The 16,548-nt window shown below is 56.2% G+C and carries 16 protein-coding genes and 1 tRNA gene; 2 read left to right on the top strand and 15 right to left on the bottom strand.

Translation table 11 applies throughout. The features are described from left to right. Nucleotide 1: 1 nt before the first annotated feature. Genes AC3EMD_RS08860 through AC3EMD_RS08840 form a run of 5 tightly spaced genes read right to left on the bottom strand, consistent with a single transcriptional unit; the run spans nucleotide 2 to nucleotide 5,240 of the window. A complete protein-coding gene (locus AC3EMD_RS08860; protein ID WP_022065159.1) occupies nucleotides 2–748 on the bottom strand; it encodes an SDR family NAD(P)-dependent oxidoreductase in 747 nt (248 codons plus the stop codon). A gap of 9 nt (nucleotides 749–757) precedes the next feature. After that, the gene (locus AC3EMD_RS08855; RefSeq protein WP_016161416.1) at nucleotides 758–1,534 is read right to left on the bottom strand and encodes an SDR family NAD(P)-dependent oxidoreductase; all 777 of its coding nucleotides are present in this window, start codon (nucleotides 1,532–1,534) and stop codon (nucleotides 758–760) included. Between the two features lie 9 nt (nucleotides 1,535–1,543). Beyond that, nucleotides 1,544–2,917 carry an MFS transporter gene (locus AC3EMD_RS08850; RefSeq protein ID WP_064160533.1) on the bottom strand — a complete coding sequence of 458 codons (1,374 nt, stop codon included), beginning with the start codon at nucleotides 2,915–2,917 and terminating at the stop codon, nucleotides 1,544–1,546. A 32-nt stretch (nucleotides 2,918–2,949) separates the two neighbouring features. Beyond that, nucleotides 2,950–3,831 carry a polysaccharide deacetylase family protein gene (locus tag AC3EMD_RS08845; RefSeq protein ID WP_016161418.1) on the bottom strand — a complete coding sequence of 294 codons (882 nt, stop codon included), beginning with the start codon at nucleotides 3,829–3,831 and terminating at the stop codon, nucleotides 2,950–2,952. Nucleotides 3,832–3,833: 2 nt separating this feature from the next. Continuing rightward, nucleotides 3,834–5,240, bottom strand: coding sequence for an amidase family protein (locus AC3EMD_RS08840; RefSeq protein ID WP_302074039.1), 1,407 nt, complete (start codon nucleotides 5,238–5,240; stop codon nucleotides 3,834–3,836). A gap of 319 nt (nucleotides 5,241–5,559) precedes the next feature. Here AC3EMD_RS08840 and AC3EMD_RS08835 point away from each other — a divergent pair, with 319 nt between their 5' ends. Beyond that, on the top strand, nucleotides 5,560–6,570 hold the full coding sequence (locus AC3EMD_RS08835; RefSeq protein ID WP_016161421.1) for a GntR family transcriptional regulator: 1,011 nt from the start codon (nucleotides 5,560–5,562) through the stop codon (nucleotides 6,568–6,570). A gap of 44 nt (nucleotides 6,571–6,614) precedes the next feature. Here AC3EMD_RS08835 and ldtA read toward each other — a convergent pair whose 3' ends face one another. From ldtA to nac, 3 genes are all read right to left on the bottom strand, one after another. Beyond that, nucleotides 6,615–7,556 (bottom strand): L,D-transpeptidase, encoded by a 942-nt coding sequence (gene ldtA, locus AC3EMD_RS08830; protein WP_012967646.1) that lies wholly within the window; start codon nucleotides 7,554–7,556, stop codon nucleotides 6,615–6,617. A 77-nt stretch (nucleotides 7,557–7,633) separates the two neighbouring features. After that, complete coding sequence (gene cbl / locus AC3EMD_RS08825; RefSeq protein ID WP_004180456.1) at nucleotides 7,634–8,584, bottom strand: HTH-type transcriptional regulator Cbl; 951 nt, start codon at nucleotides 8,582–8,584, stop codon at nucleotides 7,634–7,636. 106 nt (nucleotides 8,585–8,690) lie between these two features. Beyond that, nucleotides 8,691–9,608 carry a nitrogen assimilation transcriptional regulator NAC gene (gene nac / locus AC3EMD_RS08820; protein ID WP_002911729.1) on the bottom strand — a complete coding sequence of 306 codons (918 nt, stop codon included), beginning with the start codon at nucleotides 9,606–9,608 and terminating at the stop codon, nucleotides 8,691–8,693. A gap of 330 nt (nucleotides 9,609–9,938) precedes the next feature. On the opposite strand from nac, the gene AC3EMD_RS08815 reads away from it, so the two are divergent. Further along, nucleotides 9,939–10,014: transfer RNA gene (locus AC3EMD_RS08815), tRNA-Asn, on the top strand. 73 nt (nucleotides 10,015–10,087) lie between these two features. On the opposite strand, the gene AC3EMD_RS08810 is transcribed toward AC3EMD_RS08815, so the two are convergent. From AC3EMD_RS08810 to epsC, 7 genes are all read right to left on the bottom strand, one after another. After that, a complete protein-coding gene (locus AC3EMD_RS08810; protein ID WP_064165894.1) occupies nucleotides 10,088–11,578 on the bottom strand; it encodes a cysteine desulfurase in 1,491 nt (496 codons plus the stop codon). After that, a complete protein-coding gene (locus AC3EMD_RS08805) occupies nucleotides 11,565–12,509 on the bottom strand; it encodes a family 2A encapsulin nanocompartment shell protein (protein WP_302074038.1) in 945 nt (314 codons plus the stop codon). The genes AC3EMD_RS08810 and AC3EMD_RS08805 overlap by 14 nt, the downstream gene beginning before the upstream one ends. A gap of 37 nt (nucleotides 12,510–12,546) precedes the next feature. After that, nucleotides 12,547–13,722 carry a molybdopterin-synthase adenylyltransferase MoeB gene (gene moeB, locus AC3EMD_RS08800; RefSeq protein ID WP_049155779.1) on the bottom strand — a complete coding sequence of 392 codons (1,176 nt, stop codon included), beginning with the start codon at nucleotides 13,720–13,722 and terminating at the stop codon, nucleotides 12,547–12,549. Beyond that, nucleotides 13,719–14,009 (bottom strand): MoaD/ThiS family protein, encoded by a 291-nt coding sequence (locus AC3EMD_RS08795; RefSeq protein WP_008804180.1) that lies wholly within the window; start codon nucleotides 14,007–14,009, stop codon nucleotides 13,719–13,721. The genes moeB and AC3EMD_RS08795 overlap by 4 nt, the downstream gene beginning before the upstream one ends. Before the next feature lie 59 nt (nucleotides 14,010–14,068). Beyond that, nucleotides 14,069–14,497, bottom strand: a complete 429-nt coding sequence (locus AC3EMD_RS08790) for a M67 family metallopeptidase (RefSeq protein WP_012541140.1) — start codon at nucleotides 14,495–14,497, stop codon at nucleotides 14,069–14,071. Beyond that, nucleotides 14,490–15,395 carry a PLP-dependent cysteine synthase family protein gene (locus tag AC3EMD_RS08785; RefSeq protein WP_012967642.1) on the bottom strand — a complete coding sequence of 302 codons (906 nt, stop codon included), beginning with the start codon at nucleotides 15,393–15,395 and terminating at the stop codon, nucleotides 14,490–14,492. The genes AC3EMD_RS08790 and AC3EMD_RS08785 overlap by 8 nt, the downstream gene beginning before the upstream one ends. Nucleotides 15,396–15,458: 63 nt before the next feature. Next, nucleotides 15,459–16,415, bottom strand: a complete 957-nt coding sequence (gene epsC, locus AC3EMD_RS08780) for a serine O-acetyltransferase EpsC (RefSeq protein ID WP_012967641.1) — start codon at nucleotides 16,413–16,415, stop codon at nucleotides 15,459–15,461. Between the last annotated feature and the right edge of the window lie 133 nt (nucleotides 16,416–16,548).

Raw genomic sequence — 16,548 nt, 5'->3', positions numbered from 1 at the left:
CTCAAGGCATCACATCACCCGAATTTGGCCCCAGCGTCTGGCCAACGAACAGGTTACCCCCAGGCTCGCTGGCCAGCAGCAGCGCCACCGGCGCCACTTCTTCTGCTCGCCCAAAGCGCCCCAGCGGCAGCTCCGCCGTTTTGGCCGTTTTCCACGCCTGGTGAATACCCTCAATAAGCGGGGTTTCAATCGGTCCTGGGGCGATAGCGTTAACCAGCACATTTCGGCTGGAGACTTCCAGCGCCAGAGATTTCGTCAGGCCGATCACGCCAGCCTTAGCGGCCGCATAGTGACACAGCTCTGCCCCACCTTTGATGCCCAGTTGGGAAGCGATATTGATAATGCGTCCCCAGCGTTGGCTTAACATCACTGGCAGAGCTCGCTGGCAGGCCAGAAACACGCTGCGCAGATCGACGGCCATCATGGTTTCCCACATATCCAGAGTGATATCGGTGCAGGGAGCCTGGGTAAGCATGCCTGCGTTGTTGACCAGCACGTCAATCCCTTCATAGTGCCCCAGGCAGGCATCCACGCCAGCCGTTGCCCCGTCGACCTCGCCGACATCAGCCACCACGCCATAGCAATGCGCCCCAATTAACCGACAACGCTGTACCACCCCTTCCAGTTTATTACGGTCCCGGTCGGTGAGTATCAGTCGAGCCCCTTCGCCGGCAAAAAGCAGTGCGATAGCCTCGCCGATACCACTTGCCGCGCCCGTCACAACACAACGTCTGTTTTGCAACTGCATAGTGGCTCCTTAATCCGGCCAGCGGACGGTCAAACCACCGTCGACAATAAGGCTTTGCCCGGTCAGATAGCGGCTTTCGTCGCTGGTGAGAAAAGCCACTACGCGAGCGATATCATCCGGACAGCCAACCCGTCCCAGTGGAATCGATCTGGCTGCTTTTGCCAGCCCCTCCGGCCCCAGAGAGTTCTGCTTATCCAGCGACTGTGGGGTTTCAATCAATCCGGGGATCACGGCGTTGCAGCGAATACCTCGCGGTGCAAGCTCAACGGCCAGTGAGCGACAAATCCCTGGGACTGCGGCTTTCGCCGCCGCGTAGTGGGCGTGCTCCTGCCAGCCATAGACGCCCCCGGCAATCGATGAGATTGCGACCAAACTCCCACCGCTGATCAGTCGTGGCGTAGCCGCCCGGAAACACCGCATCACGCCGGTGAGGTCCACATTAAGCATTTCGTTCCAGCGGTCGTCGTTCATCTCTTCAATAGACGCGCAGCGTAAGATCCCCGCATTGGCGATGACATAATCAAGACGGCCATAATGAGCGACGCCTTGCGCTATAAACGTATCAACCGACGCCGTATCGGCGACATTCAGCGGCAGCCAGAGTGCATCGCCACCAGCCTCCTCAACCTGTGCAGCAGCGACAGTAGGGTCATGCGGATCGTCCGGGTAGTAACCGGCGATCACCCGTATTCCGCGGCGGGCATACAGGGTGGCCAGCGCCAGACCAATGCCGCTTGCCGCACCACTGATTGCCGCTACTCGCTGACTGATGTTTGTGGTTTCCATCATCGCTCCTTACGCCTGAGGTTGTGTGTTAACGGTCTTGTTCATCCCTGACGCGCGCTGGACATCGCCACGCGCCAGCCACATCACCACACCTGAGATAAAGCAGGGTATGGCGCCAAACCACAGCGCAGCATCCTGCCAGTGCCCTCCATGGCTTAACACTGCGGTGGTACCAACGCTGGCGATGATCGCCCCGACCGGTCCCATCGCGCCAATCAACGCCCCTGCCGTAGCACGGATGGCGGTAGGAAAGCTTTCACTAATGAAAAACAGCGCTGCAGCGTAGGGACCAATCAGGAAGAACAAACCAATACTGTAGAGCGTGACGATAGTGGCAAAGTTGTCCGGGCAGTAGAGCATGCCAGCAAACGCCCCCCCCCCCAGCATCCAGCCGACCGCGATAGTATTACGACGCCCAATCCGGTCACCCAGCCAGCCATGGGCCAGGTAACCGCAATAGCCCACCAGATTGGACAGGATTAAGATAAGCAACGAGTTGTTAAAAGAAACATCATGGGTTTTGGTGATGACCGTCGTACCGAGCACGCTAAAAATCTGAATGGCAAACCAGTTGATCAGTACCGCCGCCCCCAGTACCAGGGTGGCGCGCAGCGATGTGCCTCGAAACGCTGCGGCAATCCCACCGCGGTGATGTTCCTCCCATGAAATCTGATAATCCTGGGCTACCTGACGGGCTTCGGCGACCTGCCCTTGTTCACGCAAATGTTGGATTTTCTTTTGTACCTGGAATTGAGGTGTTTCTTTAAGTTTTAGCGCCAGCACAGCGATAACCAGTGAGGGTAATGCTGCAAAAATGAAGCTGCCCTGCCAGCCGATGATGGGCATTAAAATGGCGGTCAGCGCTGAAGCGACTAGTGCACCGACCGGCCAACCACCTTGCACAAGACTGTAGACAAACCCTTTACGTTTATTGAGTTTTGGATCGTCGAGCGCGGTATACAGTTCTGATAAATAGGTAGCGTTCACCGTTTGTTCCGCGTAGCCCAACCCCGCGACAGAGCGAATGGCCGTCAGCGCCCCTTTCCCCCATGCACCGCCCACAGCGGTCAATAATGAGCACAACGCGGCACCGCCAACGGTAATGACAATCCCCATCCGGCGTCCCAGACGATCGACCAGCGGACCAATCGCCAGCGCAATCACTGCGCCGCCAACCGCCACCCAGGTGGCGATTTCCGCTTGCTCTACCTCATCCCAGCCAAAATGGAGACCGATTTCCGGCAATAATGTGCCAAAAAGGATGAAATCGTAGACAGCGAAAACCCAGGCAAAAAAGGCAATCCAGGTGGCAAATTTCACATCCTTGATGGTTAACTGCTGCGGCTGCCAGCCGTTTACGGAAGTCTTGTTAAAAATGCTCATAGCGTAATCCCTCTGTCAGGGGGTAAATGACATTATGCCGAGCGCGGTTTGCGCGCTTTAAAATCATCTGCAATTTCGTCAAAGGTCACGAAGCGAACGCCATCGTGGCTACGGATGTACTGAATCAGGCGTTCAAGCATTAACAACACCTGAGGACGGCCGGAAACATCGGGATGGATAGTCATGGTGAAGACGGCGTACTCATTTTCGCGATAGACCCAGTCGAACTGGTCGCGCCACATCTCCTCCAGATGACGAGGGTTAACGAAGCCATGGCTATTAGGGGATTTTTTGATAAACATCATCGGTGGTAGATCGTCGAGGTACCAGTTGGCTGGAATTTCAACCAGATCCGTCTCCTGTCCGCGCTGCAATGGTTTCATCCACGCATCGGGATGCTTGCTGTAGTCGATTTTTGTCCAGCTGTCGCCAACCCTGACATAGTACGGATGGAAGTCGTTGTGCATCAGACTGTGGTCGTATTTAATGCCCTTTTTTAACAGCAGCTCGTTAGTCACATTGCTAAACTCCCACCACGGCGCCACATACCCGGTTGGGCGTTTACCGGCTAACTGCGTCACCAGTTCGATGCTACGATCCAGCACCGCTTCCTCCTGGGCAGGTGTCATGGCAATCGGGTTCTCATGGCTATAACCATGGATCCCCACCTCATGTCCTGCCTCCACAACCGCTTTCATCTGCTCCGGAAAGGTTTCTATCGAATGCCCGGGAATAAACCACGTCGTACGTAATTGCTGCTCCGCGAACAGTTTCAGCAGCCGCGGCGCGCCCACTTCCCCGGCAAACAAGCCGCGTGAAATATCATCCGGAGAATCTTCGCCACCGTATGACCCCAGCCAGCCGGCAACGGCATCAACGTCCACACCAAATGCGCAAAGGATTTCTTTGGCCATGTTTATTTTCCTTTTGAGTTGAGGGATAACGAATTAGCGCCATCACCTTTGGAAGGCGCCAGCAGATGCGCTACCGCACAGGCAGCGCTTAAAAGCGAGCGATCTTCACCGTTCGGTGAAGAGAAAAGCAGACTGGTATACAGGCCGTTCGCGGTCGTACCGCTTGGCACAGCGAGACCGGGCATATCCAGTAAACTGCCTGGCATGGTTAAGCGCAGCGTGGCGCTATTGGCGAAGGCAAATGCCTCGGCATCCGCCTGCAAGGGCGCCAGCCGCGGCGCGGTATGCGCGACCGTTGGTGTCACCAAAATCGCGCCATTGAGTTCTTCAGCCAGTGCCTGCTGCCAGATCGGACGTAGACGCAAAAAGGTGGTGAGCACCGCCGGATCAATCGTGCCGGAGGCCAGCAGTCGGCGGCGAATGAGGGGATCCATCGCTGTTGCTGCCGGTGACGCCAGCAGAGAGGCATGTAACTGAAAGGCTTCAATCGCCCCTGGCCAGCCATGGTGAGCAATCCAGTTAAGTGCTTCATGTAAGGCTGGCAGGCGCCGATATTCAACAACGACGCCTGACGCCGCTAATCGGGACAGCAACGAAGCACTGTTGTCACGGACGCTAATATCAGCGGCATTGAGAATTTCCGGATCGACAATTAACCGTGACACCGTCGACGACGACGTCTCCTCGCCACAGAGAATGACATCAAGGGCGTAAGCATCACGGACGCTGCGACAAAGAGGCCCGAGCGTATCGAGAGACGCCGCCAGGGGAAACACTCCGCTCGCGTCATAGCGATGACGGCTGGCGCGAAAACCGATCACGCCGCTAAACGCAGCAGGGATGCGCACGGAACCCGCGGTGTCCGTTCCTATTGCAATGCAGGCCACCCCTTGAGCAACCGCTCGCGCCGCGCCGCTGGAAGAGCCGCCAGGAACATGTTCCTCACCATCGGTTGCCAGTAATGCCGGCGTGGTAAACGTTGGGTTAATACCCAGACCGGAAAAGGCAAACTCACTCAGATTGGTTTTGCCGATAGTCACCATTCCCGCCTGCGTCAGGCGCACCACCATTCCGGCATCGTGTGTCGCGAGAGGCGCATCCAGGCGGGTTGCGGATCCTGCAGTGGTTCGGGTCCCGGCGATATCGAATAAATCTTTCCAGCAGACCGGAATACCATCCAATGGGCTCAGCGGCGCGCCCTCGCGCCAGCGCTGCGTCGAGGCGGCAGCCTCCTGACGGGCGCGTTCGGGAGTCAGCGTAATAAAAATCCCCTGGGTCTCTTTGGCCGCCGTCAGGCAGGCTTCCGTAAACGCAAGTGGCGAAAGCTGACCTCTGGCAAACAACGCCGCAATGGCACAGGCATCAATCTGGCCCCGCTGAAATTGCAGGCGAATCGTATTCGCGTTCATATCACCCTTAAATGTATATTTAAATAAAAATCCATTTAAACATAGCAAAACAAGTGCCAGAAGAATGACAATAAAGTGTCTAAAATGTGATCATATCGTATTAATTTTGTTTTATTACCGTAATTTCAAGAAGATATAAGTGGGTGAGGTAATGAGATAACAGGTGTAGAAGAGCATCATGAACAGGAGTTATAAATGTATATTTTATGTGATGATCCATTAGTGGGCAGCCTGCACTACCGCGGTGCTAATGATGGGGGTTGGTATGACACCGCTCAGGATGTGATAAGGTAAGTTTGATGAGGTAAGGATCGAAAATATGGTCATGCAGACAAACCCTTCGCATGCGGCAACGGAAGATACCGCCGCTGCGCGCTATGAAGTTATTCGTCAGTTTTTACGTCATATTCTGGTTGCCCAGCGAGTGCCAAAGGGGCTGGTACTTCTGGAGGGTCCGTTAGCACAACTATTCGGTACCAGCCGGGTGCCGGTGCGTCGGGCGCTCAGTCTGTTACATGAAGAAGGGTTAATTACCCGCTTCGAGGGGCGTGGTTTTATCGTGGCACAGCCTGACGAAGAGGTCGAGCCATTGCGCCTCGCCTTGACCAGGGAGCTCTTCGGCCTTGATGAACAGCAGCCATTGGTGGATACCCGCACCAGTGGTGAAAAGGTGCTGGAGAACCTGCAGGTTGTACTCTCAACAGCCATGGTATTTGGCTGTTATTCGGTTAATGAGCAAAAAGCGGCACAATATTATAATGTTAGCCGCTCGGTAATCCGTGAAAGTCTGATGCGTTTGCGCGACAAGGGACTGGTAGAAAAAGAGCCTTACTCACAGTGGTTGACCGGCCCGCTTACCGCGCGCGAAATCGCCGATCACTTCGAGATCCGCGCCAGCCTCGAACCCGCAGCGTTGTGCAAGGCTGGACCTCACCTTTCGTCGGCGTGGCTGGCGTCCATGCTGCAAAAGACGCAAGGTTATAAAGGTCGACAATTGACTGCCGCGGAACTGGAGTTACTGGAAGAAGATCTTCACATCCGCTGCCTCGAGCCCGCAGGTAATAAGCTGATGATGCAGATCCTGCGCCAGCATCAGTCTCCTTTCATCATCACGCGTATCTTCTATGATTTACTGGCCATTCCGGTAGAAACCGCCACCCTGGAAGAACACGCTCTGGTGTATGACATGTTGCTGAAAGGAAACTGGGCGCTGGCGGCCGCCTGCCTGAAAGATCACCTTGAACGCGCGCAATCCCGGACCCTTCAGCGCTTAAAAGTGCTTTCCGTGCTGCCTGTCCCCGACTTACCCAACTTTATGGAAGCGAACTAAGCAGAGGGCGGTCAGCCCGCCAGAGACAGCCAGTCGTTCGACACTTACAAACTCCCCTGCACCGCTGCAGCGCTGATATTCACCGGCATGCCGGAGCGGCGCTGCAGGGTTTGCTCGGCCTGCGAAGGACTCACTCCCGGCCCCTGGGTAAACTCGCGCAGCGCCGAGGTCATCGGTAGCGGGACTTTTCTGTCGGATTCAAATTCCGCCCGATTGCGCGACAGCGGCTCGTGCACCTCCAGCCAATGGCTGCCGTCCGGCTCCACGGTGTACTTCACCGGCTGATCGATCAGCTGGACGCGCGTCCCCACCGGTACATTATCAAACAGGAATTTAATATCGTCATTGCGCAGGCGAATGCACCCCTGGCTGACGCGCAGCCCGATGCCAAAGTTGGCGTTGGTGCCGTGGATGGCGTACAGCCTGCCTATATAGATGGCATACAGCCCCATCGGATTATCAGGCCCGGGCGGCACCAGCGCCGGCAGGGTTTTGCCCTCTTTCGCATACTCGCGCCGGGTATTGGCGGTCGGAACCCAGGTCGGTCCCTCCTGCTTGCGCTCTACCGCCGTCACCCAGTTACGCGGGGTTTCGCGTCCGGCCTGGCCAATGCCGATTGGCAGCACTTCCACACTATTGCCCAGCGGCGGGTAATAATAGAGACGCATTTCGGCGACGTTGATGACGATCCCTTCGCGCACGGTGTCAGGCAGGATCAACTGTTGCGGAATAATCAGCGTCGAACCGGAGTGCGGCAAATAGACATCGACGCCGGGGTTAGCCTCCAGCATATTGCTCAACCCCTGGCCGTACTGGGCAGCAAAACTTTCCAGCGGTTGGGTGTTGTTCTCCGGCACGGCGATGGTAAATGCGCTGCCTACCAGACGACTTCCCTCCGGCGGCAGCGGATAACTGACGGCCAGCGCGCCGTGGCTGGCGAGCAGCATCAGCGCAGAACAAAGTAATTTCACACGCCGCATCGTCATTTTCCCTTCCTCAGTCGCGACTCTCGTGTGTGAATTATAGCGTTATTTCCTCGCCTCGATCCGCTGACCACGATGGCTTAAATCTGATAGTCGATAGCGGCCTCTTCCGGCTCCATCGCCTGACGCTTAATTTCATCCAGCGACAGTCCGGCATTGCACAGTTCGATAAAGCGCCAGACGTAGTTACGCTGGAGCTGGCCCCGCTTCAACCCCAGCCACACGGTATTGGCATCGAACAGATGGCGGGTATCGAGACGCGTAAAGGTGTCCGCTTCCCGGGCATCTCCGGACTGCTCGGCAACCAGCCCGACGCCCAGCCCCAGCTCGACATAGGTCTTGATGACATCGGAATCCTGCGCGCTCAGCACGATATCCGGCATCAACCCCTTGCGGTTGAAGGCCTCATCGATTCGCGAACGGCCAGTGATCCCCTGGCGATAGGTGATTAACGGCCAGCGGGCGATCGCCTCCAGCGTCAGGGGAGACACCTGGGTCAGCGGATGATCCTTCGGCACCAGCAGGCTGTGATGCCAGCGGAACCAGGGGAAAGCCGCCAGCGTCGGGTCGTTGCTCAGGCGCTCGCTGGCGATACCGATATCCGCCCCGCCGTTATGCAGCAGCGCTTCGATTTCCTGCGGGGTGCCCTGCACCAGCTCGACGCGAACATCTGAGAACAGCTCGCGGAAGGCTTTAATCACCGGCGGCAGGCTGTAGCGCGCCTGGGTGTGGGTGGTGGCGATGGTTAAGACGCCGGAGGCATCATTGGTAAAGAGATCCGCCAGCCGCCGGACGTTGCTGGCTTCATTGAGGATGCGCTCGGCAATGGATAACAGCGCTTTACCCGGCTCGGTCATGCCTAACAGGCGCTTACCGCGACGGATAAAGATCTCAATCCCCAGCTCCTCTTCCAGTTCCCGGATATGGCGGCTGACGCCTGACTGCGAGGTATAGAGCATATTCGCGACTTCCGTCAGGTTGTAATCCTGACGGGCCGCCTCACGGATAATTTTCAGTTGCTGGAAGTTCACCCTTTCCTCCGGGCCAATGGACTTAACGTATCTGCTATTGTTAAAGTCTGTTGTCCCAGGTAACAAATAATAAAAACCAGCAACTTATTCCTTAAGAGAATATAGCCTAACTAACCAGCTGCAGTTCACGGTTCTCCAGCGACGGGCGGCTCACCAGAGACAGCAGGATCTCTTTCACCGCTTGCGCCTGCGGCGACAGACTGCCGCGTGCCGACATATTCAGCGACAGCGACAGGCTCATCGACGGCGTGCTAATCCGCGCCATCCAGCCGTTTGCCGCGCCGCACAGGGAGCGGGCAGCGGATTCCGGCAGGACCGTCGCCCCCATGCCGCTGGCGATAGCCGCAGTCAGGGTGGTAATGGATTCGATCTCGCCGATAATTTTCGCCGACAGACGACGCAGGGTGAACGCCTCGGTGACCCGCGCCCGTACCGCGCTGTAATCCCGCGGCAGGAACAGGTTCATCTCCGCCACCGCCGTGAGATCCACGCTCTGTCCCGGGCAGTCGCGGGTACCCACCAGGTAGAGATCCTCTTTCAGCAGCGGCTGGCTGACGATACCGGCCACTGGCGAACGCTCATACAGCACCGCCATATCCAGCTGACCCGCCAGCAGCTTGTCATTCAGCGCAGTGCCGCTGCTCTCCTGCAGATAGACCATCACCTCGGGCAACTCATTACGCACCGTCTGCAGCAACGGCATAGTAATGGCAGAAGCCGCCGTGCCTGGCGCCAGGCCAATCGAGACCTGACCACGCAGCGTCTGGCCGACGTTATTGACCGCCAGCTGCGCCTGCTCACACTGGCGCAGGATGGTCCGCGCATGGGTGTAGAGTATTTTACCGGCTTCCGTTGGCGTGACCCCTCGCTTGGTGCGTATCAGCAACTGCTGGTCCATTTCACCTTCCAGGGTCGCGACCTGCTGGCTCAGGGCCGGTTGTGCGATGTGCAAGACTTCAGCGGCCTGGGTCAGACTGCCGATATCGACGATTTTCACAAAATATTTCAGTCGTCTTAAGTTCATTTTGCCTCCTGTAAGGAACGCCAGCGTCAACGCTGGAAGTATGATGCAACTGGTTCTGCAATTTGCTTGCCAGCTTTTCAATTGCGCTGCCGCTGCCCGCCAGAGGCCGTGTTATAAGGGATAGTGATAACAATCCAGCTTTTATTTGCCCGGTAAGCAGATTGTGGTATGCCCCATTAGGGGTATTTTTGCACCGCAACGGTGCGTGATGGTGAAAAAAGCGCCACCCAGCCAGGGGTTGTTGAAATTGTCAGCAGTTGAACGCAATTCTTTGAATCAGGCTTTGACAAGGCCGGATGGCATCGTTAATATGCGCCCCGTTCACACGATTCCTCTGTAGTTCAGTCGGTAGAACGGCGGACTGTTAATCCGTATGTCACTGGTTCGAGTCCAGTCAGAGGAGCCAAATTTAAAAAAGCCTGCTTTCGAGCAGGCTTTTTGCTTTTCGCTTTTCATGCGGTCTTACACGGGTTGCGGCGTCATTGCCGCGCGGCAAATCGGGCAACCTGTTCGGCGAGAAAATCAATTTCCTGCGGCGTGTTATAAAAAGCCAGCGAAGGCCGGACGGTACTCTCATAGCCCAAACGACGCAGGATCGGTTGCGCACAGTGATGCCCGGACCGCACAGCGATGCCAACCTGACTGAGATAGCGCCCCACGGCTTCATTTTCATGCCCCGCCAGCACAAAAGACAAGACGCTGGTTTTGTTCGCCGCGGTGCCGACCAACGTCAGGCCCGGAATAGCCGACAGCTTCGCAATCCCATACTCCAGTAAGGCATGCTCATACTGCGCAATATTTTCGATCCCCAGTGAGGTCACATAGTCGATGGCCGCCCCCAGCCCGACGGCATCGGCAATATTGCCCGTTCCCGCCTCAAACTTATTCGGCGAAGGCTGATAGCGCGTCAGCTCAAAGGTCACGTCGGCAATCATGTTCCCGCCGCCCTGATACGGGCGCGCCGCTTCCAGTACCTCCTGCTTGCCATAGACGACGCCGATCCCGGTAGGTCCAAAAATTTTATGCCCGGAGAAGACAAAGAAATCGGCATCCAGCGCCGTGACGTTGGTCGGGATATGTGAGATAGACTGCGCGCCGTCGATGGCGATACGCACGCCAAAACGATGGGCGATCTGCACCAGTTCCTGAACCGGCGTCACGGTCCCCAGGGCGTTGGAAACGTGAGTGGCGGACACAAAACGGGTTTTATCGTTGAATAACCGAATATACTCCTCGACAATCAGCTGTCCGTGCTCATCAACCGGCGCAACGCGGATCGTCGCGCCCGTCTCCTGCGCAATAAGTTGCCACGGCACAATATTGGCGTGATGCTCAAGCTGTGTGAGGATAATTTCATCCCCAGGGCGTAGCAGCGGCTTCACGTAACTGTGCGCGATAAGATTGAGTCCCTCCGTGGTACCGCGCACGAAGATAATATTCTCCGGGCCGCGGGCGCCAATAAAACGCGATACTTTCTCCCGCGCGGCTTCATAAGCATCGGTGGAACGAGCGGCAAGCGTATGCGCCGCCCGATGAACGTTCGAGTTTTCGTGCAAATAATAATGGCTGATACGATCGATAACCTGCTTCGGGCGCTGGGTCGTCGCGGCATTATCCAGCCACACCAGCGGATGCCCCTCCACCTGTTCGGCAAGGATCGGAAAATCTGCACGGATCCGCTCAACGGGGATCTGCCCAACCCGCGCCGCTGGCGCAGGCCGGGAGCCGAAAGCAGGCAATGTTGCAAACCCGCGAGGGGCGATATCCGCCCTGCTCTCCTGGCCCAGTGGCACCACCCGCGGCGCGTAGGCCGCCTCCACTCCGCGCGGACGGGCGGGCGTATCGCTCAGCAACCCTTGCAGATCCCGCGCGTCGGGCAGACCATAATCGCGTGCAGAGGGGGCGTCACCCGCCTCGCCGGGCCATCCGCCCGGCGCATAGGGAAGCGTGAATAAATTACTCGTAGTCATAATATTCACCCACTTCAACATCTTCCAGCACAGCAATGGCATCATCGGCCAGGATCGCGGCGGAGCAATAAAGTGAGAGTAAATAAGAGGCCACGCCGTTATCATCGATCCCGCGGAAGCGCACCGACAGCCCGCGAGACTGCTCGTTTGGCAGCCCTTCCTGATAAAGTCCCAGCACCCCGCGTTTACTTTCCCCGGAGCGAATCAGCAGAATATTGGTTTTCCCGCCCTGGCTTATTGGGTTCTTCAGTCCGTCGACAAACAGTTTATCGGAAGGGATCAGCGGAATACCGCGCCACAGAATAAAAGTCCCGCCATGCAGGTTCACCGTGACCGGCGGCACACCGCGTCGCGTGGCTTCACGCTGAAAGGCGGCAATGGCCCGCGGATGGGCGAGGAAGAAGGAAGGCTCTTTCCACACTTTTGACAACAACTCATCCAGATCATCCGGCGTCGGGCGGCCGTTGCGGGTCTGAATGCGCTGCGAGTCATCAATATTTTTCAGCAGTCCATATTCATCATTATTAATAAGCTGGCTTTCCTGGCGTTCACGCAGGCTTTCGATCGCCAGCGCAATTTGCTCTGACGCCTGGTCATAGGGCGAACTGTAGAGATCGGCAATTTTGGTATCAACGTTAATAATGGTCGAGATCGAATCCAGCTGATATTCACGCGGTGTGGTCTGATACTCAATATAGCCCTGTGGTATCTCTACGCGTGAAGGGTCCTGGCTGCATAATACGTCCAGCGGCGTCTCCCCCTCCACGACCTTGTTGACGCGATAAATGCCCGACTCCAGCCCTTTATAATCGAGAAAACGACTGACCCAGCGCGGAGTAATTGCCGCAAATTGCGGCGCCGTTTTGGTCACATTCGCTAACTGATACGCGGCTTCACGCCCCAGTGCATTAATGCTTTTTTGTTCTGCCATGATAAGTCCTTAGTGTTTGAAAGAGTGGAGCTGAAAGTTAGTACTGCGGTAAACGGGTATCGACATCCCGCGCCCAGGCGTTTAGGCCATCTTTTAAATTCATCACGCGCCCCTGATAACCTGCGCGCTGGAGTGCCCGAATGGCGAAAATACTGCGCTGCCCTATCTTGCACAGAAACACCGCATCGACCGTCGGATCGAATTCATCGATACGTCTGACTATCTGGCCCAGCGGCATCACTTTGGCCTGCGGAAATTTTGCGATCGCTCTTTCGTGGGGCTCACGAATGTCGATCAGTTGCAGGGGTTTTCCCTCCTCTATCCACGCATGAAGCTCAAGCGCCGTGACGCTTTCAATGGGTGCTTCTGACTCATCGGGTTTCAGTCCGCAAAACTCCTCATAGTCGATGAGCGCATGGATCGACGGATGCTCACCGCAGACCGGGCAGCCGGGGTCCCTCTCCAGCCGCAGTTCACGTTGCTTCGTCTGCCACACATCAAAGAGCAGCAGACGGCCGATCAGGCTCTCGCTGCCGCCGACGATAAGCTTGATGGCTTCCGCGGCCTGAATAGTGCCAATAATGCCCGGCAACACACCGACCACGCCGCCTTCCGCGCAGGAGGGCACCAGCCCCGGCGGCGGTGGCTCGGGATAAAGGCAGCGGTAGCAGGGCCCTTGCCCGGCATAAAAAACGCTGGCCTGCCCTTCAAACTGGAAGATGGAGCCGTAGACCAGCGGCTTACCCAGTAACACGCAGGCATCGTTGATCAGATACCGGGTGGGATAATTGTCCGTGCCGTCGACCACCAGGTCGTATTCGCGGATGATCTCGAGCGCGTTTTTACTACTCAGGGTGGTGTTATAGGTTTCCACCTGAATCTCGGGGTTAATTGCTTTAATCTTGTCTTTCGCCGAAGCGACTTTGGGGCGGTTAATATCTTTGGTGCTGTGAATAATCTGCCTTTGCAGGTTGGAGATATCGACAAAATCAAAGTCGACAATCCCCAGCTTACCAACCCCCGCCGCGGCCAGATAAAGCGCCACTGGCGCCCCCAACCCGCCGGTGCCAATAAGTAACACGCGGGCGGCCTTCAGACGCTTTTGCCCCTCAAGCCCGACTTCCGGCAGCAGCAAGTGGCGGCTGTAGCGGGCAATCTCAGCATGCGTCAGCTCCGACAGACGGTCGTCCGGGATAATGCTCGGTCTGCTCATATCGCCTTCCCGACGCCACCGGCAATGGCGGGAACCAGCAGCACTTCCGCCCCATCGCTAACCGGCGTCTCCAGCCCACCGGTAGTTTTAATATTGTGTTCGCCCACATACAGATTGATAAAGCTGCGCAACGCGCCTGCGTCGTCATACAGGTGCGGCTGAATGTCCGGATATCGCGCCGCCAGCGCCGCGACCAGTTGCCCAACGGTGTGACCTTCGAGGGTCACCTTCCCCTGACCGTCGGTGAACGCGCGTAGCGCAGTGGGGATCAGTAATGTCGATGCCATAGTGATAATCTCTCCGTGTTTTGCTCTGGTTTCCGGCAACGTTGTGCCTGTTATTCACGTCATGAAACGATGTGCACTTCCTCCTGCAAAAAGCGCAGGCGGTCCTGCGTGAGCCGCCAGCTGGTCAGCGCCCCCGCCTGCCGCTGCGCGACCGCCACGATGATGTAGGCGTAAAACGGCAGGGCATGTTCACGGTCAAATTCCGATGGAATGGCCGGATGATCGGGGTGCGAATGGTAATAGCCGATGACATCCACACCTTCCGCCAGCGCAGCACGCTCCGCCCGCAAGGCGTCGTCGGCGGTGATAACAAAGCGGTGGTACTGCTCTTCCGATTCCCGCGCGTTGACGATGGGGAAAATCGCCGTCACGCGGCCATCGCCCTGCGCAGATAAATGACCAAAAAGCGCACCACAGCATTCATTGGGATAGGTCTTTTCCCCTTCAGCGCCAATCTGTCTGGCGATTTCACGAGTCAATTCAATCATGGGTTTCATTCCAGAAAGGGTCGGTCAAATAGCGGGAGCCCACATCGCACAGCAGCGTGACCACCACCGAACCAGCCGGCAGCGTGCGGGCCAGCCGTGCGGCGGCGGCAACATTGGCGCCAGATGAAATACCGACAAAAATGCCGTCCCGCCGGGCGAGGCGTCGCGCACTCGCATAGGCCTCCTCGGTGGTGACGGAAATCACATCATCAAACAGGGTTTCGTCGAGAATGCCGGGTTTAATACTGCTGCCCATATGCTTAGTCCCTTCAATGCCATGGAATGGCGAAGCGGGCTGAACGGCGAGGGTTTTCACCCGCGGATCCTCAAACTTCAGCCGCCGGGCGGTGCCGACAAAACTGCCTGACGTGCCCATCCCGGCGACAAAATGGGTGACTTGCTTTCCGCTTTGCTCCCAGATCTCTTTCCCGGTGGTCGCGAAATGCGTTTGCGGATTAACGGGGTTGTTATACTGGTCGGGATAAAAATAGCGCTCCGGGTGTGCGGCGACCTGGGCCTGGACTTCAAGATAAGCGCCATCGGAACCTTCAAGCGGATCAGTCTCCACAATCGTGGCGCCATACTGACGAATTATTTTTTTACGCTCCGGGCTGGTATTCTGCGGGAGATACAGCCGAACGTGATACCCCAGCGCGGCGCCGATCATCGCGTAAGCAATTCCGGTATTACCGCTGGTCGCATCAATAATAGTTTTATCCGGCGTCAATAACCCCCGCGCAATTCCGTCCAGTACCATCGCTTTTGCCGCGCGGTCTTTCACCGAGCCGCTGGGATTCATAAATTCAGCTTTCGCCAGCAGCGTGACACCCGATAATTCTGCAGAAAAAGAGGGCAAGGCTATTAAAGGCGTCTCGCCAATCGTTTCAAGTAAATTCATAATAATGATCACGCTGCTATTTTAATGGTACGGGAACGATAGGTTTATTTATTCTTGTAATGATTAAATGCCGTCGCCGTCGCTGAAATGTCTCTGCTGTATTCGCGCCTGTTGAACATTACTGTCCGGTGGCACATCACGGGTTAGCCAGATATTTCCTCCGATGCTGGAGCGCGCCCCAATGGTAATTCTCCCGAGGATTGTCGCGCCGGCATAAATCACAACGTCATCTTCAATAATAGGGTGGCGAGGATAATTTTTTTGCAATTGTCCGTCCTCACCGACGAGGAAACGTTTGGCCCCCAGGGTGACGGCTTGATAAATACGTACTCGTTTACCGACGATGGCGGTTTCACCAATGACCACGCCGGTTCCGTGATCGATAAAGAATCCGTCATCAATCTGCGCACCGGGATGAATATCGATTCCGGTCTGGCTATGCGCCTTTTCCGTGATGATGCGCGCCAGCAGCGGAAGGTCGAGCTGATGCAGCTCATGGGCCAGCCGATAGTGCATCACCGCATGAATTCCCGGGTAGCAGAGCAGCACATCATCCATGCTGCGCGCGGAAGGATCGCCCTGATAAGCGGCGAGGATATCACCGTCAAGACGCTGACGGATGACCGGTAAACGGTTGGCAAACTGCTGAACGCGTCTGACCGCCTCCTGCAACAGGACCTCATTTTCCGCCTGCTCATCCGACTGATAATAGAGTTCCAGAAGTGCTTCTTCGGTGAGCCTGTCCAGCGCTGTGCCGAGCAAATGGCCGACGTAATAATCTTCCCCCTCTTTGCGTAAGTCCACGTCGCCTAAGCGCATCGGATAAAGCACTTTTATCAATGTATCCGCGACGGAATTAACGCTTTCCCGGGAAGGTAAACTCCGTTTATTACGATAATTATTCTTCGCGTGCTCATCGCGCCACGCCTGGCGAACGCGACGCAATTCATTGACGACATTATTTAAATGCCAGTTATTTTCTCTTTTCGGCAAGAGATACAATTCACCCGCTTCCGGCATAATAATATCCTTCATAAAAGCACATCGATAAAATTCTTTTTGGCGTTACCTCACTTTTATGCATTACCCACATTAAAAACAAATAACCTTATTGACTTTAAATAGCTGAAAAGAATAAATAGTTAAAAATCAA

The organism is Klebsiella sp. PK18, assembly GCF_057784655.1.
The sequence above is the reverse complement of the archived record's forward strand: the minus strand, read 5'-3'. Positions and strand labels throughout refer to the sequence as shown.

Excerpts from the sequence above, each read along its gene's own strand:
- AC3EMD_RS08860 (WP_022065159.1), bottom strand. The coding sequence starts at position 748 with ATGCAGTTGCAAAACAGACGTTGTGTTGTGACGGGCGCGGCAAGTGGT.
- AC3EMD_RS08855 (WP_016161416.1), bottom strand. The coding sequence starts at position 1,534 with ATGGAAACCACAAACATCAGTCAGCGAGTAGCGGCAATCAGTGGTGCG.
- AC3EMD_RS08850 (WP_064160533.1), bottom strand. The coding sequence starts at position 2,917 with ATGAGCATTTTTAACAAGACTTCCGTAAACGGCTGGCAGCCGCAGCAG.
- AC3EMD_RS08845 (WP_016161418.1), bottom strand. The coding sequence starts at position 3,831 with ATGGCCAAAGAAATCCTTTGCGCATTTGGTGTGGACGTTGATGCCGTT.
- AC3EMD_RS08840 (WP_302074039.1), bottom strand. The coding sequence starts at position 5,240 with ATGAACGCGAATACGATTCGCCTGCAATTTCAGCGGGGCCAGATTGAT.
- AC3EMD_RS08835 (WP_016161421.1), top strand. The coding sequence starts at position 5,560 with ATGGTCATGCAGACAAACCCTTCGCATGCGGCAACGGAAGATACCGCC.
- ldtA (WP_012967646.1), bottom strand. The coding sequence starts at position 7,556 with ATGACGATGCGGCGTGTGAAATTACTTTGTTCTGCGCTGATGCTGCTC.
- nac (WP_002911729.1), bottom strand. The coding sequence starts at position 9,608 with ATGAACTTAAGACGACTGAAATATTTTGTGAAAATCGTCGATATCGGC.
- AC3EMD_RS08810 (WP_064165894.1), bottom strand. The coding sequence starts at position 11,578 with ATGACTACGAGTAATTTATTCACGCTTCCCTATGCGCCGGGCGGATGG.
- AC3EMD_RS08805 (WP_302074038.1), bottom strand. The coding sequence starts at position 12,509 with ATGGCAGAACAAAAAAGCATTAATGCACTGGGGCGTGAAGCCGCGTAT.
- moeB (WP_049155779.1), bottom strand. The coding sequence starts at position 13,722 with ATGAGCAGACCGAGCATTATCCCGGACGACCGTCTGTCGGAGCTGACG.
- AC3EMD_RS08795 (WP_008804180.1), bottom strand. The coding sequence starts at position 14,009 with ATGGCATCGACATTACTGATCCCCACTGCGCTACGCGCGTTCACCGAC.
- AC3EMD_RS08790 (WP_012541140.1), bottom strand. The coding sequence starts at position 14,497 with ATGATTGAATTGACTCGTGAAATCGCCAGACAGATTGGCGCTGAAGGG.
- AC3EMD_RS08785 (WP_012967642.1), bottom strand. The coding sequence starts at position 15,395 with ATGAATTTACTTGAAACGATTGGCGAGACGCCTTTAATAGCCTTGCCC.
- epsC (WP_012967641.1), bottom strand. The coding sequence starts at position 16,415 with ATGCCGGAAGCGGGTGAATTGTATCTCTTGCCGAAAAGAGAAAATAAC.